The sequence below is a fragment of the Micrococcus sp. KBS0714 genome (assembly GCF_002008305.4).
Taxonomy (GTDB): Bacteria; Actinomycetota; Actinomycetes; order Actinomycetales; family Micrococcaceae; genus Micrococcus; species Micrococcus luteus.
Genome location: NZ_CP042169.1, coordinates 374,636 through 400,146, shown reverse-complemented (window position 1 = coordinate 400,146; position 25,511 = coordinate 374,636). Strand labels below are relative to the sequence as shown.

Sequence of the window (25,511 nt, the reverse complement as noted above, 5' to 3'; positions counted from 1 at the left end):
CCGGTCCGGCCACCGCCTCATTCCGCGTCGGCGAACTGTGTGGTGTAGAGCTCCGCGTACCGTCCGTCCGCCGCGAGCAGCGCAGCGTGCGTGCCGCGCTCCACGATCCGCCCGGCCTCGACCACGAGGATCTCGTCCGCGCTGCGGACGGTGGAGAGCCGGTGCGCGATCACGATCGCGGTCCGCCCGGCCAGGGCCTCCCCCAGCGCCTCCTGGATGGCGCGCTCGTTGGTGGAGTCCAGCGCCGCCGTCGCCTCGTCCAGCACCACCACGCGCGGGGCCGCCAGCAGCAGCCGCGCGATCGTCATGCGCTGCCGCTCACCGCCGGAGAGGCGGTAGCCGCGCTCGCCGACCACGGTGTCCAGCCCGTCCGGCAGCGCCTCGACCACGGGGCGCAGGCGGGCCCGCTCGACGGCGTCCCACAGCTCCTCGTCCGTCGCGTCGGGGCGGGCCAGCGTCAGATTGGCGCGCACGGTCTCGTGGAACAGGTGCCCGTCCTGGGTCACCATGCCCACGGCCCGCTGCAGGTCCGCGAACGCGAGGTCCCGCACGTCCACGCCACCGATCTCGACGGCGCCGGAGGTGACGTCGTGCAGGCGGGTGACGAGCGAGGCGATGGTGGACTTGCCCGCACCCGAGGAGCCCACGAGGGCCACGGTGGCCCCGGCGGGCACGGCCACGTCGATCCCGTGCAGCACCTCCTCGCCGCCGCGCGTGTCCAGCACGGCGACCTCCTCGAGGGAGGCCAGGGACACCTGCTCCGCGGTGGGGTAGGCGAAGCGCACGTCCCGCAGCCGCACGGACAGGGGCCCCTCCGGCAGGGCGGCGGGCCGCGCGGGCTCCGTGATGAGGGGCTCCAGGTCCAGGACCTCGAACACGCGCTCGAAGCTCACGAGCGCGCTCATGATCTCCACGCGGGCGTTCGCCAGCGCGGTCAGCGGCGCGTAGAGGCGGGTCAGCAGCAGGGCGAGGGTGACGACGTCGCCGGCGTCGAGGGTGCCCGCGATCGCCTGGAGCCCGCCCACGCCGTACACGGCCGCGAGCGCGAGCGCGGAGACCAGGGTGAGCAGCGTGGTGAAGACGGCCTGGCGCACGGAGATGTCCACGCCGGTGGCGCGCACGCGGTCCGCGCGGCGGGCGAACTCGGCGGACTCGGCGGCGGGGCGGCCGAAGAGCTTGATGAGTGTGGCGCCGGGAGCGGAGAACCGCTCGGTCATCTGGTCGCCCATGGCCGCGTTGTGCCCGGCCCGTTCGCGGGACAGGTCCGCCAGCTTCGAGCCGACCGCCCGGGCCGGCACCAGGAACAGCGGCAGCATCACGAGGGACAGGACGGTGACCTGCCAGCTGGTGGCCACCATGACGCCCAGGGTCAGCGCCACGGACACCACGTTCGCGACGACGCCGGAGAGGGTCCGCGAGATCGCCGACTGCGCCCCGATCACGTCGTTGTTCAGGCGTGAGACGAGCGCGCCGGTGCGGGTGCGCTGGAAGAACGCCACCGGCATGCGCTGCACGTGGTCGAACACGGCGGTGCGCAGGTCGTAGATGACGCGTTCCCCCAGCCCGGAGGAGAGCCATTTGGTGAACACGGACAGCGCCGCGTCGAGCACGGCCACGAGGGCGATCAGCAGGGCCAGCCGCACCACGAGCCCGCGGTCCGCGCCGCCGGTGATCGCGTTGACGACGTCGCCGGCCAGCACGGGCGAGGCCACGCCGAGCACCGCGCCCACGATGGAGGCCGCGACGAACACGATCAGTCGGGTGCGGTACCGGCCCGCGAACGCGATGGTACGGCGCACCGTGCCGCGGGCGAGGCTCTGCTGGGCGTCGGACTGTCCGCGGGTCATCCGCATCATGGACATCCGTGCCGCCGACTCCATGCTCATGGGCCCCTCCGCTCTCTCGACCGTTCGAGAGTCTAGGAACCGGCGGGCACGGGCGGGCGCGATTCCGCTTCCGGCGTCAGGCGGCCAGGCGCAGGTAGTCCCGCCACGCTTCGGCGGGCCGCTCCAGCTCGCGGATCCGCCACTGGGCCCCGCGCGGGCGCACCGGCTCCACCCGCAGCCGCCAGCCCAGGGCCTCGAGCGAGCGGTCCGCCTTCGCCCCGTTGCAGCGCAGGCAGCAGGCCACGAGGTTCTCCCACGAGTTCTCGCCGCCCCGCGAGCGCGGCCGCACGTGGTCCACGGTGGTGGCGTGGGCGCCGCAGTAGGCGCAGCGGTGTCCGTCCCGGCGCAGCACGCCCTTGCGGGAGACCGGGGCCGCGTCCGTGTGGGGCACCCGGATGTACTGGTGCAGCAGGATCACGAGGGGCCGGCCCCACGCGCGGGTGGGGCTGCGCATCGGGTCACCGGCGTCCTCGAGCACGCTCGCCTTGCCGGTGGCCACGAGCAGCAGCGCCCGGCGGTCGGAGACGACCGAGAGGGGTTCGTAGCCGGCGTTGAGGACGAGTGTGCGCATCGGGGGCCTCGGAAGCGTGGGGACACAGGGGCGTCGTGTCTCCACGCTAGACGCGGGTGCATCGGCGCGCCACGTGTCGCCTGCGGCGGCGGAAGAGGTTCACCGGCCCGTCACCGGGCCATCACGCCCCCGTCACGCACGACGACGGCGCGCCGCGCCTCAGCCGTCGAGGCGCTCGACCCACACGTGTGCGGCCGTGGCCGCGGCCAGCTCGAGGGCCCCGCCGTCCGCGGCCGCGCCGTCCTCCGCCTCGCCCTCGACCCGGATGTACCCGGCGTCGCGGGCGGCCTCGGCCCGCACCACGCGGCCGGGGGTCACGCCGGCGCCGGCCAGCTGGGCCAGCAGGTCGGGGTCGGTCTGCACACCCTCGGCCAGCCCGCGGACGCGGAACCGGCCGGCGGTGGCGGCCTCCTCGGAGAGCCGGGTGCCCGCCAGGCCCATGTCGCGGCTCCAGTCCTCGGCGGAGGCCTGCTCGGGCCGGGGCGGGATCGGGGTGCCGTAGGGGGTCTCGGTGGGGTTCTCCAGCAGCGTGAGCAGGCGACGCTCCACCTGGTCGCTCATCACGTGCTCCCAGCGGCAGGCCTCCTCGTGGACGAGCTCCCACTCGAGGCCGATCACGTCCGCGAGCAGGCGCTCGGCCAGGCGGTGCTTGCGCAGCACGGACACGGCCCGTTCACGGCCCGCCACGGTCAGCTCCAGCCGGCGGTCCATGCCCACGTGCACCAGCCCGTCCCGCTCCATGCGGGCCACGGTCTGGGAGACGGTGGGGCCGGAGTGCTCCAGTCGCTCGACGATGCGGGCGCGCAGCGGGGGGATGCCCTCCTCCTCGAGCTCGAGGATCGTGCGCAGGTACATCTCGGTGGTGTCGATCAGATCCGTCATGGCGCGTCCTCTTCCCTCGGGCTCTTCGTCCCGGACATCCTAGCGAGGCGTGAGTCACGTGGAGGGCCGGTGGTCCCGGGCGCGGGAGAATGGGCACGACCCGCGACCCCGAAGCGTCAGGAGCACGCATGACCTCCCCCGCCGAGATCACCATCCCCCAGGACCTGCTGCCGGCCGACGGCCGCTTCGGCGCCGGCCCGTCCAAGGTCCGCCCCGAGCAGCTGAGCGCGCTCCAGGACGCGGCCGGGCTGCTCGGCACCTCGCACCGCCAGAAGCCGGTCAAGGACCTCGTGGCGCGCGTCCGGTCCGGCGTCGCCGAGCTGTTCTCGGCGCCGGAGGGCTACGAGGTGATCCTCGGCGTCGGCGGCTCCACCGCGTTCTGGGACGCGGCCGCCTTCAGCCTGGTCCGCGAGCGCGCCCAGCATCTGAGCTTCGGCGAGTTCGGCTCGAAGTTCGCCAAGGCCACCGACCAGGCGCCGTTCCTGGCGCCGTCGGACATCCGCACCTCCGAGCCGGGCACCCGCCCCGAGCCGGAGGCCGTGGCCGGGGTCGACGTGTACGCGTGGCCGCACAACGAGACCTCCACCGGCGTGGTGGCGCCCGTCGTCCGCCCCGCGGGCATCGACGAGGACGCCCTGGTCGTCGTCGACGCCACCTCGGCCGCGGGCGGCCTGCCGGTGGACGTGTCCGAGGCGGACGTGTACTACTTCGCGCCGCAGAAGAACTTCGCGTCCGACGGCGGTCTGTGGCTCGCGCTGTTCTCCCCGCGGGCCCTGGCGCGGGTCGCGGAGATCAAGGAGTCCGGCCGCTGGATCCCGGCGTTCCTGGACCTGGCCACGGCCGTGGAGAACTCCCTCAAGGACCAGACCTACAACACGCCCGCGCTGGCCACGCTCGTCATGCTGGACGCGCAGCTGCGCTGGATGAACGGCCAGGGCGGGCTGGACGCGATGACCGCCCGCACCGCCGACTCCTCCTCGCGCGTGTACGCGTGGGCCGAGGCGTCGTCCTTCGCCACGCCCTATGTGGCCCGGCCGGAGGACCGCTCCGCCGTGATCTGCACCGTCGACTTCTCCGACGACGTCGACGCGGCGGCGGTCGCCCAGGTCCTGCGCGCCAACGGCGTGGTGGACGTGGAGCCCTACCGCAAGCTCGGCCGGAACCAGCTGCGGATCGCGACCTTCGCCGCGACCGAGCCCGAGGACGTCGCGGCGCTGCTGCGCTGCATCGACCACGTGGTCGAGCGCCTGGGCTGAGCCGGGTCAGCCGCGGGCCGCGGCCTCGGGCGTCCCGTCCCCCTCGGCGTCGGGCGCCGGGGCGCCGGGCACGCGGCCCTCGGCCACGGCCTTCAGCCGCTCGCGCTCCTCCTCGTTCACGCGCTCGGCGTACGGCACCCACGGGGGTGCCACGAGCGAGCCCTCCCCCGCCATGAGGCCGGTCTCGCACACGGTGACCTGCTTGGCACGCGGGGCTCGGGCGATCGTCACGTACCAGAGCCAGCCCGCGTAGCCGGGCAGGCGGCACGCGAAGCGGTGGGTCAGGAGGCGGTCGTCGTCCACGAGCACGTCCACGTGCTCCCCCACCTCGTCCGGGGCGGCCAGCCCGGCCAGCCCGGCGCGGGCGGTGTCCACGTCGGCGGCGAGCAGCTCGTCGCGGCGCGGGGCCCGGCCGCGCGCGGGCGGCACGGCCGTCCGCTCCTCGGCGGGCTCGGCGTCGGGGCTCCGGTGGTCGACGCGCGGGGCGTCGTCGTGGGTGGTCATGGCTCAGGCCTCCAGGTCGTCGGCGACACGGCGCAGCACCTGCGCCATCTTCTGCGCCTGGGCGCGCTGGGGGTAGCGGCCGCGGCGCAGGCCGTTGGAGGCCTGGTCCAGCCACGTGATGAGGTCCTCCATGAGGACGGCCATCTCGGTGGCGCCGGGCCGGTGGTTGCGGACCACCGAGGGCGCGGCGTCGAGCACGCGCAGCGAGAGCGCCTGCTTGCCGCGGCGACCCTCGGCCACGCCGAACTCCACGCGGGTGCCTCCGCGCAGCTCGGTCACCCCGGCCGGCAGGGCCGAGGCGGGCACGTGGACCTCCTCGCCCTCGTCCGTCTGGGCGAACCCGAAGCCCTTGGTCGAGTCGTAGAACTTGATGCGTCCGGTGGGCATGTGCGTCACCTGCTCCTCGTCATGTGGGTCCTCCGCGTCGGGCCGGCGCCGCGGGGGCGGCCGTGCTCTCGTCTCGGGTCGGCGGGGTCCGGCACCGGCGTGGCGGTGCGCCGCGGCATCGGTGGGACCAGCCTGGCCGTGCGCCCGGAGGGGACGGCGGAGGACGTGGTCGTCAATGACCTCCCAGGATAGCCCGACTAGAGTGGCAGGCATGCCTCGGACCTCCACCCTCCCCGCCCCCGCGCCCGCCGACCACCGGGGCGGTCGTGGCGTCGTCCTGGTGCTGGGCGTGGCCGTGACGGCGGTGTCGGCCCTGGCCCTGGTGGCCCTGCTGGTCGCGTACTTCCTGGCCTGGCCGGCGTCCCCGGCGCTGTTCGCGCTCGCGCTGTTCGGCCTGCCCGTCGGCTTCGGCCTGATGCTGCTGCACGTGGTGCTGGGCGCCGTCCGGCGCTCGCGCCCCTGAGTCGCCGGGCCGACCACGCCCCGCGACATCCAGCGCCCTTTCAGGGTGTTCCCAGGTCGGAGCGGTTGACTGGGCGCCATGCAGCCTCAGAACCCCGAAGCACGCCTCCTGGTGGTGGACGACGAGCCCAACATCCGCGAGCTGCTCTCCACATCCCTGCGCTACGCCGGCTTCGAGGTCACGGCCGCGGCCAACGGCCGGGAGGCCCTGGACGCCGCCGAGGAGTTCCAGCCGGACCTGGCCGTGCTGGACGTGATGCTCCCGGACATGGACGGCTTCACCGTGACCCGCCGCCTGCGCGCCGCCGGCCGCCACTTCCCCGTCGTGTTCCTCACCGCGCGGGACGGCACCGAGGACAAGATCACCGGCCTGACGGTCGGCGGCGACGACTACGTGACCAAGCCGTTCTCCCTCGACGAGGTGGTCGCCCGCATCCGCGCCGTGCTGCGCCGCACCGCCTCCCTCGACGACGACGCGGCGGTGCTGCGCGTGGACGACCTCGAGCTCGACGACGACGCGCACGAGGTCCGCCGCGGCGGCGAGGTCGTGGAGCTCTCCCCCACCGAGTTCAAGCTGCTGCGCTACCTCATGATGAACCCGAACCGGGTGCTCTCGAAGGCCCAGATCCTGGACCACGTGTGGGAGTACGACTTCAACGGGGACGCCTCGATCGTCGAGTCCTACATCTCCTACCTGCGCCGCAAGATCGACGTCGGCGGCCGCGAGAAGATGATCCACACCAAGCGCGGCGTCGGCTACATGCTCCGCACCGCGGACAAGCGCTGACGTGCGTGCGCGGCTCGACGCCGCGGCGGCCCGCGTCCGCCATCCGCGCGCCTGGCTGAGGGGCGCGTGGCAGGGGCAGTCCCTGCGCACCAAGCTGGTCGTGATGATCGCGGCGCTCATGCTGGCCCTGGTCGCCGTGACCGCCGTGGCGACCGCGGTGCTGTTCCGCCAGGAGGCGGTGCGCCAGCTGGACGAGGACATGGCCGCCAACCGGGACACCGTCTCGATGTACCTGGCCAACGTCGCCCAGACCGGCGAGTACTACATGCCGCAGCTGCCCATCCTGCGCTTCTACGGCGTCGTGTGGGACAACGAGGGCGCGCGGGTCGTCCAGACCCCGGTGATGCCGGGTGCGGACGAGCCGGCCCTCCCGGACATCACCCCGGCCGAGGCCCTGGAGCGCGGCTCCGCCTCCTTCGAGGTGCCCGGCACACAGCCGGACTCGAGCGGCTGGCGCGTGCAGCTGTACGGGCTCAGCAGCGGCGACGGCACCATGGCCGTGGCCCTTCCCCTGCAGAGCGTGACCTCCTCCGTCGAGCGCGTCACCTCGATCGTCGTGACCATCGGCCTGCTCGCGACGGCGGGCACCGTGATCGTGGCCAACCTGGCGGTCCAGCGCGCGTTCCGCACCCTGAACCGCGTGGAGCGCACCGCCGCCAAGATCGCCGCCGGCGACCTGAGCCAGCGCGTGGAGAGCGCGGCGCCCGACACCGAGGTGGGCCGGCTCTCCCGCTCCCTCAATGCCATGCTCGCGCACATCGAGTCCGCGTTCCGGGACAAGGAGATCTCCGAGGACAAGATGCGCCGCTTCGTGCAGGACGCCTCCCACGAGCTGCGCACCCCCCTGGTCACCATCCGCGGATTCTCCGAGCTGTACCGGCACGGCGGGCTGCGCGAGGAGGAGGACGTCGCCGCCGCCATGCAGCGCATCGAGTCCGAGGCCACCCGCATGACCCGCCTCGTGGAGGACCTGCTCACCCTGGCCCGCCTCGACGAGCAGCGCCCCCTCGAGCACGCCCCGGTGGACCTGCTCATCCTCGCGATGGACTCCATGATGGACGCCTCCGTGAACGCCCCGGACCGCAAGGTCACCCTCGTGGGCCCCGACGGCGACCGGGCGGCCCCGGCGCCCATCCTCGGCGACGAGAACCGGATGCGCCAGGTGGTGGTGAACCTCATGGCCAACGCCCTGCGCTACACCCCCGCCGGCACCCCCATCGAGATCGCGGTCGGCACCGTCGACCACCTCGGCGGCCAGGCCGGGGCGGACGGCGCGGGCCGCAGCTCCGTGATCGAGATCCGTGACCACGGGCCGGGCGTGTCCGAGGAGGACCGCGCCCGCATCTTCGAGCGGTTCTACCGCGCGGACACCTCCCGGCACCGCGAGACGGGCGGCACGGGGCTCGGCCTGGCCATCGTCGCGGCGATCGTGGCCCAGCACGGCGGCTCCGTCCGGCTGCTGGAGACCGAGGGCGGCGGCGCCACCTTCTCCGTCCACCTGCCGTGGGCACCGTTCGAGGACGAGGCGGACGAGGACGTCGAGGACGAGCGCCTGCCCGCACGGGACACCGACGACGACGCGGCCGGTCCGCCCACCGGCCCCCTCGCCCTGGCCGCGCCGTCGGGCGCCGGCGCCAGCGCCGCGGACGCCGCCCGGAGCAGCCGCCTGCTGCGTGCGGCGGAGCGGTTCCGTCGCGCCTCGGCCGAGCGCCGCCGTCGGGCGTCTGCTCCTGCACAGGCGCCTCAGGCCGACCCCCCGTCCCCAGGCGAGGACGACCCGGCGGCGGAGCGGGACGCCCGTCCCTAGCGTGGTGCCCGGCGGCACCCGCCGCCCATCAGCACTCGTCAGAGGGGACAGTCACATGAGCATCGTGCAGATCGACGTCGAGGACCTGCGGGCCAAGAGCGGGGCGGTGGAGGGCTCCATCGGACGCCTCCAGGCGGAGGTGAGCACCATGGAGGCCAACCTGCGCCAGCTGCAGGACACCTGGCGCGGCCAGGCGGCCGCGAACTTCCAGGGCGTGCTCACCGAGTGGCGCGCCACCCAGCAGCGCGTGGAGGAGTCCCTGGCGGGCATCCGCCGCGCGATGGACGCCGCCGCCACCCAGTACCAGGACGCGGAGACCGCCAACGCCGCGATGTTCCGGTTCTGAGCGCCCGGAACGGACCGGGGCGCGGCCGGCCGGCCGCGCCCCGGTCCGTGCTTCCTAGAGTGGAGGCATGACCGTCCTGATCGACCCGCCCGCGTGGCCCGCCCACGGCACCGTGTTCTCCCACCTCGTCTCCGACGCCTCCCTCGAGGAGCTCCACGCGTTCGCGCGGGCGGCGGGGCTCTCGGAGCGGGCCTTCGACCGGGACCACTACGACGTGCCCGCGCACCGACGCGCCGAGCTCGTGGCCCGCGGGGCGGTGCCCGTCACCGGACGGGAGCTGGTGCGCCGCCTCGCCGCCTCGGGGCTGCGCGTGCCCGCCCGGAGCCGCGCCGAGAAGCGCGACGTCGTCCTCGCCCGGCGCTGGGCGCGGCTGTTCGAGGGCACGGCGGCGAGCCCGGACGCGGTGACGACGGCGGGACGCGACCTGCTGGCCCGCTGGGCGGAGCCGCATCGGCACTACCACGACCCGGCCCACCTGCTCGCGGTGCTCGAGTCCGTGGACCTGCTCGAGCGGGCGGGGGCGAAGGCCGGGCCGGATCCGCGTGCGGTCCGCCTGGCCGCGTGGTTCCACGACGCCGTCTACGCCGGGGACCCCACCGCGCCCGCCGGCCAGGACGAGGCGGACTCGGCCGCCCTGGCCCGGGACGTGCTCACCGATCCGCGGCTGGCCGTGCCGGCCGACGTCGTCGACGAGGTGGCGCGCCTCGTGTTGCTCACCGCCGCCCACGACCCCGCCCCGCACGACGCGGCCGGGGCGGTGCTCTCGGACGCGGACCTCGAGGTCCTCGGCCGCTCCCCCGAGGCCTACGCCCGCTACGTGGCCGCGGTCCGGCAGGACTACGCGCACGTGTGCGACGCGGACTGGGCCCGCGGTCGCGGCGCGGTGCTGGACGCCCTGCTGGACGCCGAGCGGCTGTATCGGACCGCGCCCGGCCGAACGCGCTGGGAGGCCGCCGCCCGCCGCAACCTGGCGGCGGAACGAGCCGCGCTGTCGGCCTGAGCGGGGCGCCCCGGTGCCGGCCCCGGACGCGGCGAGGCCCGCCTCCCCGGACGGGGAGACGGGCCTCGCAGGCTGGGCGCCCGAACGGGCCGGGCCGGCTCAGCGGCTGATCACATCATGCCGCCCATGCCGCCCATCGGGTCCATGCCCTCGGCGCCGGCGGCGGCCTTCTCGGGCTTGTCCGCGACGACGGCCTCGGTGGTCAGGAACAGGCCCGCGATGGACGCGGCGTTCTGCAGGGCCGAGCGGGTCACCTTCACCGGGTCGTTGATGCCGGCGGCCAGCAGGTCCTCGTACTCGCCGGTGGCGGCGTTCAGGCCGTGACCGTCGTCGAGGGTCTTGACCTTGTCCGCCACGACGCCGGGCTCCAGGCCCGCGTTGAAGGCGATCTGCTTCAGCGGGGCCTCGATGGCGACCTTCACGATGTTCGCGCCGGTGGCCTCGTCGCCCTCGAGCTGCAGGCCGCCGAACGCCTTGGCGCCGGCCTGGATCAGGGCCACGCCGCCGCCGGCGACGATGCCCTCCTCCACCGCGGCCTTGGCGTTGCGCACGGCGTCCTCGATGCGGTGCTTACGCTCCTTGAGCTCCACCTCGGTGGCCGCGCCGGCCTTGATGACGGCCACGCCGCCGGCCAGCTTGGCGAGGCGCTCCTGCAGCTTCTCGCGATCGTAGTCCGAGTCGGTGTTCTCGATCTCGGAGCGGATCTGGGCCACGCGGCCGGCGATCTGCTCGGCGTCGCCGCCACCCTCCACGATGGTGGTCTCGTCCTTGGTGATGACCACCTTGCGGGCGGAGCCCAGCAGGTCGAGGGTGGCGTTCTCCAGGGACAGGCCCACCTCGGAGGAGATGACCTGGCCGCCGGTGAGGATGGCGATGTCGGCGAGCATGGCCTTGCGGCGGTCACCGAAGCCCGGGGCCTTCACGGCCACGGACTTGAAGGTGCCGCGGATCTTGTTGACCACGAGGGTGGCCAGGGCCTCGCCCTCGACGTCCTCGGCGATGATCAGCAGCGGCTTGCCCGACTGCATGACCTTCTCGAGGATCGCCACCATGTCCTTCACGGAGGAGATCTTCGAGTTGACGATGAGGATGTAGGGATCCTCGAGGACGGCCTCCTGGCGGTCCGCGTCGGTCACGAAGTAACCGGAGATGTAGCCCTTGTCGAAGCGCATGCCCTCGGTGAGCTCGAGCTCGAGGCCGAAGGTGTTGGACTCCTCGACGGTGATGACGCCCTCCTTGCCGACCTTGTCCAGGGCCTCGGCGATGAGGGAGCCGATCTGCTTGTCCGCGGCGGAGATCGAGGCGGTGGCCGCGATCTGGTCCTTGGTCTCGATCTCGCGGGAGGCGGAGAGCAGCTCAGAGGTGACGGCCTCCACGGCCTTCTCGATGCCGCGCTTCAGGGACAGCGGGTCGGCGCCCGCGGCCACGTTGCGCAGGCCCTCGCGGACCAGCGCCTGGGCCAGCACGGTGGCGGTGGTGGTGCCGTCGCCGGCGACGTCGTCGGTCTTCTTGGCGACCTCCTTGACGAGCTCCGCGCCGATCTTCTCGTACGGGTCCTCGAGCTCGATCTCCTTGGCGATGGAGACGCCGTCGTTGGTGATGGTGGGGGCGCCCCACTTCTTCTCCAGCACCACGTTGCGGCCGCGGGGGCCGAGGGTCACCTTCACGGCGTCGGCCAGGGTGTTCAGGCCCTTCTCCAGGCCGCGGCGGGCCTCTTCGTCGAATGCGATGGTCTTGGCCATGTGCAGGTCCTTTCTGGACGTCGGCTTCCTACTTCTGGTGGCTGACCCGCGCCGATGCCCGCGACGGACGGCCCCTGGGGGCCTCACCGGTGGACAGGTCCTCCTCCACGGCGCCGGACCGACCGGGGTACGGCTGGCAGTCGCGCCTTCGGAGTGCTAACCCCATTATGAGCACTCGCACCGGGAGAGTGCAAAGGGTCCGCAGTGCGGGGCCCGCCCTTCCGCGGACGGCGGACGGCCCCCGGCAGAACGCCTCGGAAGGCGCCCCGCCGGGGGCCGGAAAGGGTGCGCGGCCGGCACGGCCGCACGACGGGCGGATCAGCTGGTGACGACCACCGCGATACCGTTCACCTGCAGGTTCGGGGTCTGCATGACCGGGAAGCCGAGCTCCTTGCCGACCGCCTCGGCGGCGGCCTTGTTGGCCGAGCCGTTGTACAGGACGGTGGAGGACTGGATGCCGTAGCCGCTCCAGTTCTTCGCGTCCACCGAGGTGTAGCCGGCGCCCGTGAGCCGCTGCGCGTAGGAGGCGGCGAGGCCCTGGGTGCGGGTCGCGTTGTACACGGTGACGTGGGTGCCGCGCACGGCCGCGGACTGCGCGGCTGCACGAGAGCTCGACGCGGCCGCAGACTGCGCGGCCGCACGAGAGCTCGACGCGGCCGCGGACTGCGAGCGCGAGGCCTCCGCCGCGGCGGCCGAACGGGACGCGGCGGCGCGCGAGGACTCCGCCGCCTGGACGGCCGCCGCCGACCGGGACGCCTCTGCGGACTGCGCGGCGGCCTCGGAACGCGAGGCCTCCGCCGCCTGTGCCTCGGCGGCGGCACGGGACGCCTCGGCGGACTGCGCGGCGGCTTCGGAACGCGAGGCCTCCGCCGCCTGTGCCTCCGCGGCGGCCCGGGACGACGCGGCAGCCTGGGACGACTCGGCGGCCTCGGCGGCAGCCGCCTCCTGCGCCGCCCGCGAGGACTCGGCCGCGGCCGCGGAACGGGACGCCTCCACCGCGTCCTCGGACGGGGTGGCGGACTCGGTCGCGGACGCAGTCGACGCCGACGCGGAGGACGCCGAGGAGGACACGGACGACGCCGACGTCGACGGCGCGGCAGCCGGGGCCGTCGTCGAGCTCTCGGCGGCGACGGGCTCGGAGCGGTCGCCGGTGAGCCACGGCAGGACGACGCCCACGAACAGGCCGGCGAGCAGGACGAGGCCGGCCACCCAGAGCAGCGGGCTCAGGCGGCGACCCCCGCCCGTGGCGGTCGCGCCGGCGACGGCGAAGGACTCGCGGTGCGCGCCGCGCTGGTCCGTGTACTCGGGGACCTCGTCGAAGCGGTCGGGCTGGTAGGCCATGGGTCAGTTCTCCTGGCGGGAAGCGGGCGTGGACGGCGCCGGATCCGCGGGCCCCCTCCGGGCCCGGCTGCGGGTGCCGCGCTTGCGCAGCAGCCGCGTGACCAGCAGGGGTCGGTAGGCCAGGGCGGCCTCACGGTCCAGCAATCCGTTCAACACCTGATAATAGGCGGTCGGAGACAGCCCCAGACGCTCACGGACGGCGTGGTCCTTGGCCCCGCCGTACCGCCAGGTGGCGGCCTCCAGGTCCAGGACCGCACGCTCCAGGTCCGTCAGCTCGTCCCGCCGCGCCCGCGCGCGGGCACCCTCGTCCGGGGCCGGATCGGGCGAGACGGGCGTGGGGTGGGACATGGCGGCCACTGTACCCACCCGGTCTACCCTCGGGGCATGGAGTTCATCGCGCCCCTGGATCCGGGCTGGGAGGCGGCCCTCGCCCCGCAGGCCGCCGCGTTCGAGCAGGTCGGCGAGCGGCTGCGGGCCCGCCGGGCGGGCGGAGAGCAGGTGCTGCCCGCACCGGAGCACATCCTGCGGGCGTTCCGCCAGTCGTTCGCGGACGTCCGCGTCCTCGTGCTGGGCCAGGACCCCTACCCGACGCCGGGCCATCCGATCGGCCTGAGCTTCGCGGTGGACCGCCACGTGAGGCCGCTGCCCCGCTCCCTGGCCAACATCCACCGGGAGCTGCACGACGACCTCGGCATCACCCCGCCCGCCCACGGCGACCTCTCCGCGTGGACGGACCAGGGCGTGCTGCTGCTGAACCGCGCCCTCAGCGTGCGGGCCGGCGCACCCGGCAGCCACCGCGGCCTCGGCTGGGAGCAGATCACGGAGGCCGCGGTGCGAGCTCTCTGCGCGCGCGGCACCCCGCTCGTGGGGCTGCTGTGGGGAGCCGACGCGCGGCGCATGGCGCCGCTGCTGACGGCGGCGGGGGCCGGCGTCGTGGAGTCCCCGCATCCCTCTCCCCTGAGCGCCCACCGCGGGTTCTTCGGCTCCCGGCCCTTCAGCCGGGTGAACCGGCTCCTCGAGGCGGCCGGCGCGGCCCCGGTGGACTGGCGCCTGCCCGACTGAGCCGGGCCGCCGGTCAGCCGCGCTGGTGCATCACGAGTTCGGTGGGCAGCAGCGTGCCCATCCGGTCGGTGATCGGCTTGGCCAGGGTGTTGCCGAAGGCGACGCCGGCCGCGATCGCCACGACGATGACCGCGGCGTTGAACAGTCCCTCGACGCCCAGCAGCGTGGCCCCGGTCTCCACGGTGAACCCGTAGACGGACCGGAACATGGTGAGGCCGGGAAGCAGGAACAGCATGGACGGCAGGACGATCACGAGCGCCGGGGCCGCGAGCCGCTGGGCCACCAGGCGGCCGAGGAACCCGACCGCCGCCGCGGCGACCGCGGGCACCAGCCGGTCGCTGACCCCGACCTGCTGCGCGGCCAGGTACGCGCCGAAGCCGGCCCCGGACACGAGACCGCAGGCCAGGATCTGCGGCCACCGCGACTGCTCCACCACCGCGTCCGCCATGCCCGCGGCCACCACGAGGCCCAGCAGCAGCAGCGGCGGATAGCTCAGCGTCCCCGCCTCGGCCAGGTCCAGCTGTTCGAATCCCACGAGATCCCCGATGCCCACGGCGATCATGATCCCGGCCATCACGCCGGCGAACACGAGCAGCGCGGAGAGGAAGCGGCCCGCCGCGGTCACCGGGAAGCCGTGGATGGCGTCCTGCACCGCGGTGACGAACCTCGCCGTGGGCAGGAGCATCATGATGCCGCCGGCGATCACCAGCGCCGGGTTGACCGGCAGGTCGAGGGCGTGGGCCATCAGCGCGATCACCGTGGCCGTGATCGCCCCGAACATGGTGGAGAAGATCTCCGGGAAGCGCGCCTTGTCCGCCTGGATCTTGAGCCAGAAGACCAGCCAGGTGGAGACCATGCCCAGGGCCGCACCCGTCCAGGTCCCCCCGATGAACGGCACGAAGCAGGCCACGAACACGCCGGAGAAGAGGACCTCGAAGACGGCGGGGAACGGCTTGGGCTGATGCCGGATCTCCACGAGCCGGCGCTGGGCCTCGGCCCGGTCCACCTCGCCCGCGGCGATCTCCTCGACCAGCCGGTGGACGGCCACGAGCCCCTCGAAGTTCACCGAGGACGAGCGGACCACCCGCTGGAGGGTGAACGGTGCCTCGCCGCGTGAGGAGTCGGGCGCGTAGTTCAGGGAGATGGACTGGTTGGTCAGGTCCACCTCGGTCTCGAGGATCCCGTAGGCCTGTGTGGCCACGATGATCGAGGTCTCCACGTCCAGCGAGGCCGCGCCGAAGCTGAACATGGTCTCACCCAGCTTGAGGGCGAAGTCCAGGGTGGTGCGGGCCTCGAGGGCCTGCGCCTCCGCGCGGCGCTGCTGCAGCGTGGAGCGCATGCGGCGCCCGTACGGCGAGGAGTGCAGGCGGTCGGCCAGCACGAGCGCCTGCGTCGGCAGGTTCTCGACGAAGACCTCGCGGGAGCGCCGGCCGCGCCGACGCCCGCGCTTCTCGGGCGGGCCCACGGGGACCACCGGGTCCGGGACGGTGATGTCCGGCGCGGGGATCACGTCCGGGGCGGGCAGGGCGCCGTCGGCCTCCGCGGGGGCCAGGACGGAGGTGGGCACCTGCTCGGACAGCGGCGGCTCGGTCAGGGGCGCGTCCGCGGCCGGCTCCGGCAGCGTCTCCGCGTCCGGCTCGGCCGATTCCTCCGGCTCCGGCTCCGGCGCCGGCGCCGGGGCCGGATCGGCGGCGGCGGGGCGGACCACGGGCGGCAGCGGCTCCGTCGGCTCGACGGCGACCGCGGCCGGGTGGGCCGACTCCGCCGGGTCGAGGTCGAGCAGGCCGGGGTCCTCCGGGTCGAGCGCGAGGTCGCCGACAGCGGCGGCGTCCTCGGCACCGGCCGGGCGCAGCACGGGGATGAGCGTGGGGACGGCCGGGGGCTCCGCGATGAGGGGGTCGAACCGCGCCGGCTCCTGGGTGCCCTCCTGCTCCATGCGGCTCACCCTCTCCTTCCGTGTGCGGGCGCTGGACGCGCCACGGCGGTGGGCCGAGCCCCGCCGACGCGTCCATCCAACCACGCCGGCACCTCCCCCGCCGGGGCCGTCGGCACCGCGGCCCGGGGACGCGAAAGGGCCCTCCCGGAGGAGGGCCCTGCTGCGGTGGATCTTACTGGACTCGAACCAGCGACCTCTCGCGTGTGAAGCGAACGCTCTAACCAACTGAGCTAAAGATCCGGGCGTCGCCCCATGGGGGTGACAACTCGAAGAACGATACCTCAGGCGGCGCCGCCTGTCCACCCGGACGACGGCCGCCCCGCGCACGGCGGAGCGGCCATCGAGAGCCGAAGGGCGGTCAGCGCGCGGTCACGGCGACCTCGTCGATGCGGAACGTCGTGGCCGCGGAGGAGTCCTCCGTGCCGCGGAAGCGCAGCGTCACGGTCGTGCCCGCGAAGCGGGACAGGTCCACGGTGCGCGTGGCGTAGCCACCCTTGTCCAGATTGGAGTGCGAGGCGACGGTGTATGTGCCGGTGGCGCCGGTCACGACCTGGACGTCCAGGAGATCGTAGGAGCGGGAGGCGGTGGTCTCCGCGGTGTCCACCTGCAGCGCATAGGTCAGCGTGGCGCCGGAGGCCGGCACGGTGACCTTCTGCTCGACCGTCGTGGTGTTGCGGCGGCCCACGCCGTTCAGCTGGGCGAAGGCCTGACCCGAGGCGGCCTTGGCCGCGTCGGTGCGCACGAAGCCGGTCGGGGTGCCGGTCCAGCCGGTGCTGCCGGACTCGAAGCCGCCGTTGACGATCAGCGAGGCCACCGGAGCCGGCCCGGGCTCCGTCTGGGCGCCGCCGAGGGAGGAGACCGCCGCGGAGGCGTCCGCCAGGCCGGCGCCGCAGCCCGCGGAGCAGGTCACCGGCATGGAGCGGGCCGTGGACCTGAGGGTGGACTCGACCTGGGCCGGGGTGAGGCTGGGCTGCGCGGCCAGCAGCAGGGCGGCCAGGCCCGCGACGTGCGGGGTGGCCATCGAGGTGCCGTTGTAGGCGGCGTGGCCGGCCGTCGTCGGGGTGGTGGCGCCGTTGTTCACGGTCGAGATGATGTTCGCACCCGGGGCGGTCACGTCCACGGCGGAGCCGTAGTTCGAGAACGAGGCGCGGGCGCCCTGCGAGGTGGAGGCGGCCACCACGATGGTGTTCTGGCAGTTGGCCGGGCGCACATTGGCGGCGGGCTGGTTCTCGTTGCCCGCGGCCACGACGACGGGCACGCCGCGGGAGACGGCCGCGTTGATCGCGTTCTGGTAGGTGGTGCCGCACATGCCGGAGCCACCGAGGGACATGTTGATGACGTCCGCCGGGTTCGGGTTGGCCGGCACGCCCGCCACCGTGCCGCCGGCAGCCCACACGACCGCGTCGGCGATGTCGGACAGCGAGCCGCCGCACTTGCCGAGCACGCGGATCGGCTGGATCTTCGCGTTCGGCGCCACACCGACGACGCCCTGGGAGTCGGCCACGGCCGCGACGGTGCCCGCCACGTGGGTGCCGTGCCACGAGGAGTCCGAGGCACCGGCGGTGCCGCACTCGCCGGCGGCGTACCAGTCGCCCTCGTCACGCGGATTGGAGTCGCGGCCACCGCCGTCACGTGCCGCCGCACTGTCGGAGATGAAGTCGTAGCCGGGCACGACGTTGCGGTCGAGATCCGGGTGGGAGGTGATGCCGGTGTCGATGACGGCCACGGTCGCACCGGAGCCCGTCGTGCGATCCCACGCCCCGGGGACCCGCATGCCGTGGGTGCCGGTGAAGCCCCACTGCTGCGAGTAGAGGGCGTCCACGGGGCTCAGGCCGGTGGCGGTGAGGATCGCGTCCGGCTCCACGGCCTCGACCGCCCCGGAGGCCTTCAGGTCGGCCATGAACTTCGCGGACTCGGCCTGATCCAGCTTGCGGTCCACCGTGACCACGCGGGAGCCGAGCGCGGTCTCACGCAGCTCCTTCACGGAGACGCCGGCCTCCTTCGCGGCCTTGCCCCAGGCGTTCGCGCGGCCCTTCGCGTGGGCATTGGCGGCGGTCTCCTTGTAGGTGACGATGAAGGAGTCGTAGCCGTCGGCGTTCGGGTCCTCGACCTGCGCCGCCGCCAGGGGCGAGGCGACGGTCGGGCTCGCTGCCGGTGCGGCGGGGGCGGCGCCGGAGGGGGCCGCGAGCGCGGGGGACGAGGTCAGCGTCCCGCCGGCGAGGACGGCGCCGGCCACGAGGGCGCCGATGCGGCGGGTGCTGCGGGGTGTGGAGGACTGCACGGGATCTCCTCGGAGTTCGGGGCCACCGGATGCGGACGCCCGAGGGGCTCGGGCCGGGGTGACTGAGATCACGGTAAGGTCACGATTCCGTCACGGCGAGGCCGCGGGCCGAAGTCTGGCGGATGGTCGAGGCATCTCTGGCGGTTCCGCCAGCCGGACCTGGCGGATGGCCTCGGACCCGCACAGCGGAACCCCAGCGTCAGCCCACGCCGGACACGACGACGGCGCCGCGCCCTCCCGGCGGAGGTGCGCGGCGCCGTCGGGCCCGCGGTGGGGTGGAGCCCCCTGCCGGATTCGAACCGGCGACCTGCTGTTTACAAGGCAGCTGCTCTGGCCAGCTGAGCTAAGGAGGCCTGCGGCCGGCACCCGGGGGTGCCGCGGCCGGCCCTTCCAGCGTACAAGGCCCGGGCGGACGACGCGGGGCGCCCCCGCGTGGGGACGCCCCGCGGGCCTCGGCGCCGGGTCAGTCGGCGATCTTGGCGCCCGCCCAGTCGGTGAAGGTCTTGTCCTCGCCGTCGAGGGCCCAGTTCTTGCCGTCCACGAACACGGTCGGGGTACCGGCCACGCCGGCGACGCGCGCCTGGCGGGTGGTGTGCTCGACCGCGGAGCGGAACGTGCCGTCCTCGACGCAGGAGGAGATGTCCACGCCCTGCTCCTGCGCGAGCTGCGTGAGCGCCGCGTTGTCCAGGCCCTTGCCCTGGTGCTCGTCGTAGGCGGCGAACAGGGCGGCCACGAAGCCGTTGTAGGCCTCGGGCTTCTGGTCCGCCACGCAGTACGCGGCGTTGGCGGCGCGGGCCGAGTAGTTCTGGTTGTTCGGGGCGCTCAGGAAGTCCACCATCCGGTACTCGACCGTGACCTCGCCCTGCTCGAGCCACTGCTCGATCTGCTCCGCGTTGGAGGACTCGAAGTCGGCGCAGTGCACGCAGTTGAAGTCCGCATAGAGCACGATCCGCGTCGGCTCACCGTCACCGCGGGCCTCCGTGTTCGGCAGGGTCTCGGGCTGGGAGCTCGCGGCCTGCTTCGGTACCTCGATCTCCGAGGGATCGACCTCACGCTCTCCCGCGCCCTCCGCCAGGCCCGTGGCCGAGGTCAACTCGATGCCGCCCTGCTCGTTCGCCGCGGCCGGGATGGGGCCGGCGGCCGCGGCGTCGTCGCCGTTGCGGGTGAGCGCGAACGCGACGACGAGGCCGATCACGAGCACCGCCGCGAGGACCGAGCCCCAGATGACGCCGGTGCGGCGGCGGCGGTCCTTCCTGCGCTGCTCCTCCTGGATCTGGCGGGCACGCGCACGGGCGTCCGTCGCCGAGGTGTGCGAGCCTGACGTGTTCCGGGCCAAGGGTCCTCCTCGTGGGGCAGTCGGTCCGGGTCGAGCACCGGATCCGGCGGGCAGCGGGCGCGCCGCGCCAGGCGAGCATAGCGGCCCTGTCTGGAAGGATCGTGACCATGGACACCGTCGAGACCCCCTCCCCCGTCGATCGACTGACCATCACGGGCGCCCCGTCGGGGGACGCGACCGAGGACCCGGCGACGTCTCTGCTCGCCCTGCCCTGGGCGCTCCCCCTCGAGACGTGGCCGCGGGAGGTGCTGGCGGCCCTGCCGCGGGGCATCTCCCGTCACGTGGTGCGCTTCGCCCGGATGGGCGGGGGCATCGTGGCGGTGAAGGAGACCACGGAGGAGCTCGCGTTCCACGAGTACCGGCTGCTGCGCCGGCTCGAGCGGAGCCCGGCGCCGTCGGTGGTGCCGGTGGCCGTGGTCACCGGACGCACGGAGGACGACGGCACGCCCCTGCCCGCCGCCCTCGTGACCCGGCACCTGCGCTTCTCCCTGCCGTACCGCGCCGTGTTCTCGGAGCGCCTCGAGCGCCGCACCCTCGTGCGCCTCATGGACGCGCTGGCGACGCTGCTCGTGGAACTGCACCTCGAGGGGTTCTTCTGGGGTGACGTCTCCCTGTCCAACGTCCTGTTCCGGCGGGACGCGGGCGGGTTCGCCGCCCATCTGGTGGACGCCGAGACCGGCGAGCTCCGGGAGCGGCTGTCCAACGGCCAGCGCGAGCACGACCTGGACGTGGCCGCCGTGAACGTGGGCGGTGAGCTGCTGGACCTGCAGGCCAGCGGGCTGCTGGACCCGGAGGTGGACCCCGTCACCACGCCGGACCTGCTCGTGGCCTCCTACCGCCGGCTGTGGGACGAGCTGACCGGGCCTCTGCTGTTCCCCCGCGCCGAGCCGTGGCGCCTGGACCGCCGCGTCCGCCGCCTGCAGGAGCTCGGCTTCGAGCTGGCCGAGTACTCACTGCGCGCCGCCGACGCCCCCGGGATGATGATCGCCCGGCCCGTCGAGATCCACGCGGGCTACCACCGCCGTCGGCTGACCCGCCTCACGGGACTCGAGGTCCAGGAGAACCAGGCCCGCCGGCTGCTCGTGGACATCGAGGCCGCCCGCCGGGAGTGGGACCCGTACATGGACATCGAGGCTGCGGCGCACCGCTGGGTGGTGGAGGTGTTCGACCCCGTGGTCCGCTCGGTGCCCCTTGAGCTGCGAGCCAAGCTCGAGCCCGCCGAGGTGATGCACCAGCTCCTCGAGCACCGCTGGTACCTCTCCGAGGCCCGCGGCCAGGCCGTGCCCCTGCAGGAGGCGGTGGACTCCTACGTGGACACGGTGCTGCGGGCCCGCCGCGACGAGGACGCGGTGGCACTGCACCCCACGACCACCATGCTGCGCGCCGTCCCGCCTGCGGACGCGGACTGACGCCGGACGCGGCTCAGCGGCGCAGGAGCAGGAAGCCGGGGGCCGGGACCGCCGCCGGCACCGTGCCGGGGCCGAGCGGGCCGTGGTCGCCGTGGCCGGCGAGCAGCTCCGCCCGCGTCAGGTCCGCGGGCACGGGAAGCGGCTCCGCGCCGAGGGCGACGAGCAGGACGACGTCGGCGTCCTCGCCGGCGCGGGTGAGGCGCACGTGGCGCCGGGCCGCGTCCACCTCGGCCCGGACGCGGTCGCGGCGAGGGTCGGTGAGCTGGGGCAGCGTGCGGCGCAGGCCGATCAGGGTGCGGTAGGCGGCGAGCACGCGCACCCCGCGGCCCTGGCCGTCCGTGCCGCCCGCGGCCTCCGCCCAGTCCAGCACCGCCGCGTCCCGCGTCGCGGGGTCCTGCGGGTCGGGGACGTCGGCCGGGTCCCAGCCGTGGGCGGCGAACTCGCGGCGTCGTCCCTGCCGGACGGCGTCCCCGAGCTCGGGCTCGCGGAACGAGGTGAAGAACGGCCACGGCGTCGAGGCCGCGAACTCCTCCCCCATGAAGAGCATCGGCACGTGCGGGCCGGTCAGCAGCAGGGCGGCCTCGGCCGCGAGCGCACCCTCGGACAGGGCGGCAGCGGTGCGGTCGCCGCCGGCACGGTTGCCCACCTGGTCATGGTTCTGGATGCTGGCCACCCACGCATGGTTCGGGACGGCGTCCGGCACGGCGCGCCCGTGATCGCGGCCGCGGAAGGTGGAACGGGTGCCGTCGTGGAAGTAGGTGCGCTCCATGACCTTGGCCACCGCCTCCAGCGGGGCGAAGTCCGCGTAGTAGCCGTGGGTCTCCCCCGTCGCGGCCACGTGCAGGGCGTGGTGGACGTCGTCGTTCCAGGCCGCCGCGAGGCCGAGCCCGCCGGCCTGGCGGGGCAGCACCAGACGCGGGTCGTTGAGGTCGGACTCGGCCAGGAGGGGCACGGGTCGGCCGGCACGGGCCGCGATCCCGTCCGCGAGCGCGGCCATCTCCTCGAGCAGGTGCACGGCGCGGGTGTCCCGCAGGGCGTGCACCGCGTCGAGGCGCAGCCCGTCCACACGCATCTCCTCGAGCCAGAAGCGGACGTTGTCCAGGACGAACCGGCGCACCTCGTCCGAGTCGGCGCCGTCCAGGTTCAGGCCGTCGCCCCAGCCGGTGCCGCCCGGGCCCAGATACGGCCCGAACACCGGCAGGTAGTTGCCGGAGGGGCCCAGGTGGTTGTGCACGACGTCCTGGACCACGCCGAGGCCGGCGGCGTGGGCGGCGGCCACGAAGCGACGGTAGGCGGCGGGGCCGCCGTAGGACTCGTCGACGGCGAACCACGCCACCCCGTCGTAGCCCCAGTTCCGCGGGCCGGAGAAGGAGTTCACGGGCAACAGCTCGACGTGGGTGACCCCGAGGTCCGTCAGGTGCGGCAGGCGGGCGATGGCGGCATCGAGGGTCCCCTCGGCCGTGAAGGTGCCCACGTGCAGCTCGTACAGGACGGCGCCGCGCAGGCCGCCGCCCTGGAGCACGGTCGGATCGGACTCCACCCCGGGCGGCCCGGCCCAGCCCTCGTCCGGCCACGCGACGGAGCGGCCGGCGACGTCGCGGCGGGAGGGCCCGTGGACCGTGTCGGGCTGGCGGCGGGAGCGGGGGTCCGGCACGGGGTCCGCCCCGTCCACGCGGTAGCCGTAGCCGGGGTCGGCCGGCGGTTGCGCGGCGTCGAGGCCGAGGGCGGCCAGCGGGTCCTCCGTGGGCGTCCACCAGCCTCCGGCGGCGGGGTCCATGGCCACGACGGCGGCGACGGGCCAGCGGTCCTCGGCGTAGCGCAGGGCGCCGGGCTCGGTGTCGACGAGGACGAGCTCGACGCTCTCGGCGTGCGGCGCCCACACGGCATAGGGGACGGCGCGCGCGGCCTCGACGGCGGCCCGCTCCGCCGCGGCGGGGTCCACGGGGTCGGAGCCGATCGGGTGCAGGCCCGGGGCGGGGGCGTCGGCCGGGCGGGGCTCGGTCACGGGGCAGTCCTCTCTCGGCGGTCGGACGGGGCGTGCGCCGGGACGAGCAGCGCGACGGGCAGGGTGCTGAGCAGTTCGTCGAGGCGCACGGCGCCGCGCGCGTCCGGGTGGACGGGGTGGCCGGTGACGGCGTCCTCCCACCGCCCGGCCGGCACGGTCACGACGGTCTCGCCCCAGCCACCGGCGGCCGCGAGGCGGACGGGCCAGCGGGTGGCCACGGCGAGCGCCCCGCCCCGGTCGAACGCGATCGCGTGCTCGGCGGCGGGCCCGGAGACGTCGAGCGGGCGGTGGCCGGTGAACAGCTCGGGCCGGTCGCGGCGGGTGCGCAGCACCGCCGCGACGACGGCCAGCTTGGCGGCGGCGGGGTCGTCGAGGCCGGGCGTGTGGCCGGCGTCGAGGCGGTCCAGCAGGTCGGCCCGGGCCGCGAAGTCCACGGGGCGGCGGTTGTCCGGGTCCACGAGGGTGGGGAAGGGCACCTCCGTGCCCTGGTAGACGTCGGGGACGCCGGGGGCGGCGAGCTGGACGAGCTTGTGGCCGAGCTGGACCACCAGGCCGGGCTCGGCGATGCGGTCCGCGACGGCCTGCAGCACGCCCCGGGCAGGCCCCTCGGGGGAGGTGACGGCGGCGGCGAGCGCGGCGAGCCGGGCCTCGAACTCGGGGTCCTGGTCCGTCCAGCTGGTGGCCAGGGCCGCCTCGCGGGAGGCCTTCTGCAGGAACCCGAGGATCCGCTCCTCCTCCGGTGCGGTGCCGTCCGTGGGCCAGACGCCCACGATGGACTCCCAGAGCAGCCGCTCGGCGTCGGGGTGGCCGAGCGGGTGGAGGCGCCTCAGCTCGGCGAGCTCGGCGGCCCAGCGGTCGGGCTCCTCGGCGAGCACGGCGATGCGGGCGCGCACGTCCTCGCCGCGCTTGGTGTCGTGGGTGCTCAGGGTGGTCATGGCCGTCGGCCAGGCGGCCTGGCGCGCCTGCTGGGCGGCGTGGAAGTCGGCCAGGGACAGGGCGACGTGGGAGGGGTCTCCGCCGACCTCGTTCAGGTTGGCCCACCGGGTGTACCGGTAGAAGGACCGGTCCTCGACGCCCTTGGCCATCACCATGCCGGAGGTCTGCTGGAACCGGCGGGCCACGGGCGAGTCCGGGTCGGTCAGCTCGGGCCGCAGGTCGCCGAGCACGGCGGCGAGGGCCGGCTCCGCCTCGGCCGCGTCCGCCAGCGCGCCCTCGAGCACGGCCAGGCCCACGGGCAGATAGGTGCGGTACACGGGCAGGCGGGCGAGCACGGCGGCGAACGCGGCGGCCACGTCCTCGTCCGGGTGGGCACCGAGGGCGTGCACGGCGCGGACCTCCCGGACCAGCCGGGCGGTCTCGGCCGCGAGGGAGCCGGTGGCCACGTCGTGCTTGGCCCGCACCACGGCCTCGTCCCACTCCCGACGACGGCGCGCGTCCTCGGCCGCATCGCCCGCGGCCTCGGGGTGCATGAAGACGCGTTCGACCTCGCCGAGCGCGTCGTAGCCGGTGGTCCCGTCCACGGGCCAGTCCGCGGGCAGCGCCTCACCGGGCTCGAGGATCTTCTCCACCACGAGGTAACCCTCCGGCAGGACGTGGGAGCGCAGGCGCCGCGCGTAGCCGGCCGGGTCCGCCAGGCCGTCCGGGTGGTCCACGCGCAGCCCGTCCACGAGCCCTTCGCGGACCCAGCGGGCGGGTTCGGCGTGGACGGCGTCGAAGACCTCGGGCTCGTCCACCCGGACGCCCGCGAGCGTGGTGACGGTGAAGAAGCGGCGGTAGTTCAGCTCGGCGTCGCCGCGGCGCCAGCCGACCAGCCGGTAGTGCTGGCGGTCGTGCACGGCGCGGGCCAGGCGGGCCCGCTCCGCGGTCGACTCCTTCGCCGGGTCCGCCTCCGCGAAGACCTCCGCGGCGCGTAGCCCGGTCTCCGCCTCGGCCGCCTCGAGCGATCCGGGGGCGAGGGGGTAGACGTTGTCCCAGTAGCGCAGGCGACCCTCGTCGACGACGAGACGGTTCAGCTCCGCGTCCGCGTCCCCGTCAGGACCGTCCCCCAGGACGGGGATGAGTAGAGACCCGCCGCCGGCCGCCCAGTCCACGTCGAACCACGCCGCATGCGCCGCCTCGGGACCGTGGGTGAGCACGTCCCACCACGCCGGATTGGCCTGGGGCGTGGCCACGCCCACGTGGTTCGGCACGATGTCGACGAGCACGCCCATGCCCGCCTCGTGCGCGGCGCGCGCGACCGCGTCCAGTCCCTCGGCCCCGCCGCGGGCGGCGTCCAGCCGCGTGGGGTCCACGACGTCGTACCCGTGGTCGGAGCCGGGCTCGGCCTCGAGCAGCGGCGAGAGGTAGAGCCAGTCCACGCCCAGGCGCCGCAGATAGGGCACGAGCCCGGCCACGGACTCCAGCGGCAGATCCGGGCTGACCTGGAGCCGGTAGGTGGACGCGGGGGCGGAACGGACGGTCGAGGTGCTCACGCGGCGACGCTAACAGAGGCCCCCGACGCGGCATCAGGCC

Annotated in this window: 21 protein-coding genes and 2 tRNA genes; 8 read left to right on the top strand and 15 right to left on the bottom strand. The window is 74.6% G+C overall.

The features are described 5' to 3' along the window. Positions 1 to 17: 17 nt before the first annotated feature. The 3 genes from B1A86_RS01815 to B1A86_RS01805 form a co-directional block, all read right to left on the bottom strand. The gene (locus tag B1A86_RS01815) at positions 18 to 1,886 is read right to left on the bottom strand and encodes an ABC transporter ATP-binding protein (protein WP_168196725.1); all 1,869 of its coding nucleotides are present in this window, start codon (positions 1,884 to 1,886) and stop codon (positions 18 to 20) included. A 76-nt stretch (positions 1,887 to 1,962) separates the two neighbouring features. Continuing rightward, complete coding sequence (locus tag B1A86_RS01810) at positions 1,963 to 2,457, bottom strand: HNH endonuclease (protein ID WP_020628346.1); 495 nt, start codon at positions 2,455 to 2,457, stop codon at positions 1,963 to 1,965. Positions 2,458 to 2,616: 159 nt separating this feature from the next. Beyond that, on the bottom strand, positions 2,617 to 3,339 hold the full coding sequence (locus B1A86_RS01805) for a metal-dependent transcriptional regulator (protein ID WP_002855582.1): 723 nt from the start codon (positions 3,337 to 3,339) through the stop codon (positions 2,617 to 2,619). A 128-nt stretch (positions 3,340 to 3,467) separates the two neighbouring features. Between B1A86_RS01805 and serC the strand changes: the two genes are divergently transcribed. Then, positions 3,468 to 4,595 carry a phosphoserine transaminase gene (gene serC / locus B1A86_RS01800; protein WP_078025814.1) on the top strand — a complete coding sequence of 376 codons (1,128 nt, stop codon included), beginning with the start codon at positions 3,468 to 3,470 and terminating at the stop codon, positions 4,593 to 4,595. A gap of 6 nt (positions 4,596 to 4,601) precedes the next feature. On the opposite strand, the gene B1A86_RS01795 is transcribed toward serC, so the two are convergent. Both B1A86_RS01795 and B1A86_RS01790 read right to left on the bottom strand, forming a co-directional pair. Further along, positions 4,602 to 5,099, bottom strand: coding sequence for a DUF3027 domain-containing protein (locus tag B1A86_RS01795; protein WP_078025815.1), 498 nt, complete (start codon positions 5,097 to 5,099; stop codon positions 4,602 to 4,604). Between the two features lie 3 nt (positions 5,100 to 5,102). Then, positions 5,103 to 5,486 carry a cold-shock protein gene (locus tag B1A86_RS01790; protein ID WP_010079414.1) on the bottom strand — a complete coding sequence of 128 codons (384 nt, stop codon included), beginning with the start codon at positions 5,484 to 5,486 and terminating at the stop codon, positions 5,103 to 5,105. A gap of 211 nt (positions 5,487 to 5,697) precedes the next feature. On the opposite strand from B1A86_RS01790, the gene B1A86_RS01780 reads away from it, so the two are divergent. The 5 genes from B1A86_RS01780 (at position 5,698) to B1A86_RS01760 (ending at position 9,888) form a co-directional block, all read left to right on the top strand. Beyond that, the gene (locus B1A86_RS01780) at positions 5,698 to 5,949 is read left to right on the top strand and encodes a hypothetical protein (protein ID WP_002855567.1); all 252 of its coding nucleotides are present in this window, start codon (positions 5,698 to 5,700) and stop codon (positions 5,947 to 5,949) included. A gap of 78 nt (positions 5,950 to 6,027) precedes the next feature. Continuing rightward, positions 6,028 to 6,735, top strand: a complete 708-nt coding sequence (locus B1A86_RS01775; RefSeq protein WP_002855565.1) for a response regulator transcription factor — start codon at positions 6,028 to 6,030, stop codon at positions 6,733 to 6,735. 1 nt (position 6,736) lies between these two features. Continuing rightward, a complete protein-coding gene (locus tag B1A86_RS01770; RefSeq protein ID WP_078025816.1) occupies positions 6,737 to 8,542 on the top strand; it encodes a HAMP domain-containing sensor histidine kinase in 1,806 nt (601 codons plus the stop codon). 55 nt (positions 8,543 to 8,597) lie between these two features. Then, positions 8,598 to 8,888 carry a WXG100 family type VII secretion target gene (locus tag B1A86_RS01765; protein ID WP_010079419.1) on the top strand — a complete coding sequence of 97 codons (291 nt, stop codon included), beginning with the start codon at positions 8,598 to 8,600 and terminating at the stop codon, positions 8,886 to 8,888. A 67-nt stretch (positions 8,889 to 8,955) separates the two neighbouring features. After that, entirely contained in the window at positions 8,956 to 9,888 is a 933-nt protein-coding gene (locus tag B1A86_RS01760; RefSeq protein ID WP_078025817.1) for a DUF4031 domain-containing protein, read from the top strand. Positions 9,889 to 9,998: 110 nt separating this feature from the next. Here B1A86_RS01760 and groL read toward each other — a convergent pair whose 3' ends face one another. The 3 genes from groL to B1A86_RS01745 all read right to left on the bottom strand — a co-directional run bounded on the left by groL (position 9,999) and on the right by B1A86_RS01745 (position 13,319). Next, a complete protein-coding gene (gene groL, locus B1A86_RS01755; RefSeq protein WP_078025818.1) occupies positions 9,999 to 11,630 on the bottom strand; it encodes a chaperonin GroEL in 1,632 nt (543 codons plus the stop codon). A gap of 318 nt (positions 11,631 to 11,948) precedes the next feature. Further along, positions 11,949 to 12,971 carry a LytR C-terminal domain-containing protein gene (locus B1A86_RS01750; protein WP_078025819.1) on the bottom strand — a complete coding sequence of 341 codons (1,023 nt, stop codon included), beginning with the start codon at positions 12,969 to 12,971 and terminating at the stop codon, positions 11,949 to 11,951. A 3-nt stretch (positions 12,972 to 12,974) separates the two neighbouring features. Further along, the gene (locus B1A86_RS01745) at positions 12,975 to 13,319 is read right to left on the bottom strand and encodes a DUF3263 domain-containing protein (protein WP_205805498.1); all 345 of its coding nucleotides are present in this window, start codon (positions 13,317 to 13,319) and stop codon (positions 12,975 to 12,977) included. A 36-nt stretch (positions 13,320 to 13,355) separates the two neighbouring features. Here B1A86_RS01745 and B1A86_RS01740 point away from each other — a divergent pair, with 36 nt between their 5' ends. Next, complete coding sequence (locus B1A86_RS01740; RefSeq protein ID WP_078025820.1) at positions 13,356 to 14,033, top strand: uracil-DNA glycosylase; 678 nt, start codon at positions 13,356 to 13,358, stop codon at positions 14,031 to 14,033. 13 nt (positions 14,034 to 14,046) lie between these two features. On the opposite strand, the gene B1A86_RS01735 is transcribed toward B1A86_RS01740, so the two are convergent. The 5 genes from B1A86_RS01735 to B1A86_RS01715 form a co-directional block, all read right to left on the bottom strand. Then, complete coding sequence (locus B1A86_RS01735; RefSeq protein WP_078025821.1) at positions 14,047 to 15,969, bottom strand: threonine/serine exporter ThrE family protein; 1,923 nt, start codon at positions 15,967 to 15,969, stop codon at positions 14,047 to 14,049. 166 nt (positions 15,970 to 16,135) lie between these two features. Beyond that, positions 16,136 to 16,209 (bottom strand) — tRNA-Val (locus tag B1A86_RS01730). 118 nt (positions 16,210 to 16,327) lie between these two features. Next, positions 16,328 to 18,250: a S8 family peptidase gene (locus tag B1A86_RS01725; protein WP_078025822.1), complete on the bottom strand. Its 1,923-nt coding sequence runs from the start codon at positions 18,248 to 18,250 to the stop codon at positions 16,328 to 16,330. Between the two features lie 276 nt (positions 18,251 to 18,526). Continuing rightward, a tRNA-Thr gene (locus tag B1A86_RS01720) sits at positions 18,527 to 18,603 on the bottom strand. Positions 18,604 to 18,713: 110 nt separating this feature from the next. Continuing rightward, entirely contained in the window at positions 18,714 to 19,586 is an 873-nt protein-coding gene (locus B1A86_RS01715; RefSeq protein WP_078025823.1) for a thioredoxin domain-containing protein, read from the bottom strand. Positions 19,587 to 19,693: 107 nt separating this feature from the next. On the opposite strand from B1A86_RS01715, the gene B1A86_RS01710 reads away from it, so the two are divergent. After that, a complete protein-coding gene (locus B1A86_RS01710) occupies positions 19,694 to 20,995 on the top strand; it encodes a DUF4032 domain-containing protein (RefSeq protein ID WP_078025824.1) in 1,302 nt (433 codons plus the stop codon). 13 nt (positions 20,996 to 21,008) lie between these two features. Here B1A86_RS01710 and treZ read toward each other — a convergent pair whose 3' ends face one another. Together treZ and treY are read right to left on the bottom strand one after the other, a co-directional pair. After that, positions 21,009 to 23,000 carry a malto-oligosyltrehalose trehalohydrolase gene (gene treZ, locus B1A86_RS01705; RefSeq protein ID WP_036337396.1) on the bottom strand — a complete coding sequence of 664 codons (1,992 nt, stop codon included), beginning with the start codon at positions 22,998 to 23,000 and terminating at the stop codon, positions 21,009 to 21,011. Then, positions 22,997 to 25,471, bottom strand: coding sequence for a malto-oligosyltrehalose synthase (treY, locus tag B1A86_RS01700; protein WP_078025825.1), 2,475 nt, complete (start codon positions 25,469 to 25,471; stop codon positions 22,997 to 22,999). Before treY ends, treZ begins: the two co-directional genes overlap by 4 nt. Between the last annotated feature and the right edge of the window lie 40 nt (positions 25,472 to 25,511).

Bases quoted from the DNA above. Each gene is read 5' to 3' on its own strand.
- B1A86_RS01815 (WP_168196725.1), bottom strand. From the start codon at position 1,886: ATGAGCATGGAGTCGGCGGCACGGATGTCCATGATGCGGATGACCCGC.
- B1A86_RS01810 (WP_020628346.1), bottom strand. From the start codon at position 2,457: ATGCGCACACTCGTCCTCAACGCCGGCTACGAACCCCTCTCGGTCGTC.
- B1A86_RS01805 (WP_002855582.1), bottom strand. From the start codon at position 3,339: ATGACGGATCTGATCGACACCACCGAGATGTACCTGCGCACGATCCTC.
- serC (WP_078025814.1), top strand. From the start codon at position 3,468: ATGACCTCCCCCGCCGAGATCACCATCCCCCAGGACCTGCTGCCGGCC.
- B1A86_RS01795 (WP_078025815.1), bottom strand. From the start codon at position 5,099: ATGACCACCCACGACGACGCCCCGCGCGTCGACCACCGGAGCCCCGAC.
- B1A86_RS01790 (WP_010079414.1), bottom strand. From the start codon at position 5,486: ATGCCCACCGGACGCATCAAGTTCTACGACTCGACCAAGGGCTTCGGG.
- B1A86_RS01780 (WP_002855567.1), top strand. From the start codon at position 5,698: ATGCCTCGGACCTCCACCCTCCCCGCCCCCGCGCCCGCCGACCACCGG.
- B1A86_RS01775 (WP_002855565.1), top strand. From the start codon at position 6,028: ATGCAGCCTCAGAACCCCGAAGCACGCCTCCTGGTGGTGGACGACGAG.
- B1A86_RS01765 (WP_010079419.1), top strand. From the start codon at position 8,598: ATGAGCATCGTGCAGATCGACGTCGAGGACCTGCGGGCCAAGAGCGGG.
- B1A86_RS01760 (WP_078025817.1), top strand. From the start codon at position 8,956: ATGACCGTCCTGATCGACCCGCCCGCGTGGCCCGCCCACGGCACCGTG.
- groL (WP_078025818.1), bottom strand. From the start codon at position 11,630: ATGGCCAAGACCATCGCATTCGACGAAGAGGCCCGCCGCGGCCTGGAG.
- B1A86_RS01750 (WP_078025819.1), bottom strand. From the start codon at position 12,971: ATGGCCTACCAGCCCGACCGCTTCGACGAGGTCCCCGAGTACACGGAC.
- B1A86_RS01745 (WP_205805498.1), bottom strand. From the start codon at position 13,319: ATGTCCCACCCCACGCCCGTCTCGCCCGATCCGGCCCCGGACGAGGGT.
- B1A86_RS01740 (WP_078025820.1), top strand. From the start codon at position 13,356: ATGGAGTTCATCGCGCCCCTGGATCCGGGCTGGGAGGCGGCCCTCGCC.
- B1A86_RS01735 (WP_078025821.1), bottom strand. From the start codon at position 15,969: ATGGAGCAGGAGGGCACCCAGGAGCCGGCGCGGTTCGACCCCCTCATC.
- B1A86_RS01710 (WP_078025824.1), top strand. From the start codon at position 19,694: ATGGACACCGTCGAGACCCCCTCCCCCGTCGATCGACTGACCATCACG.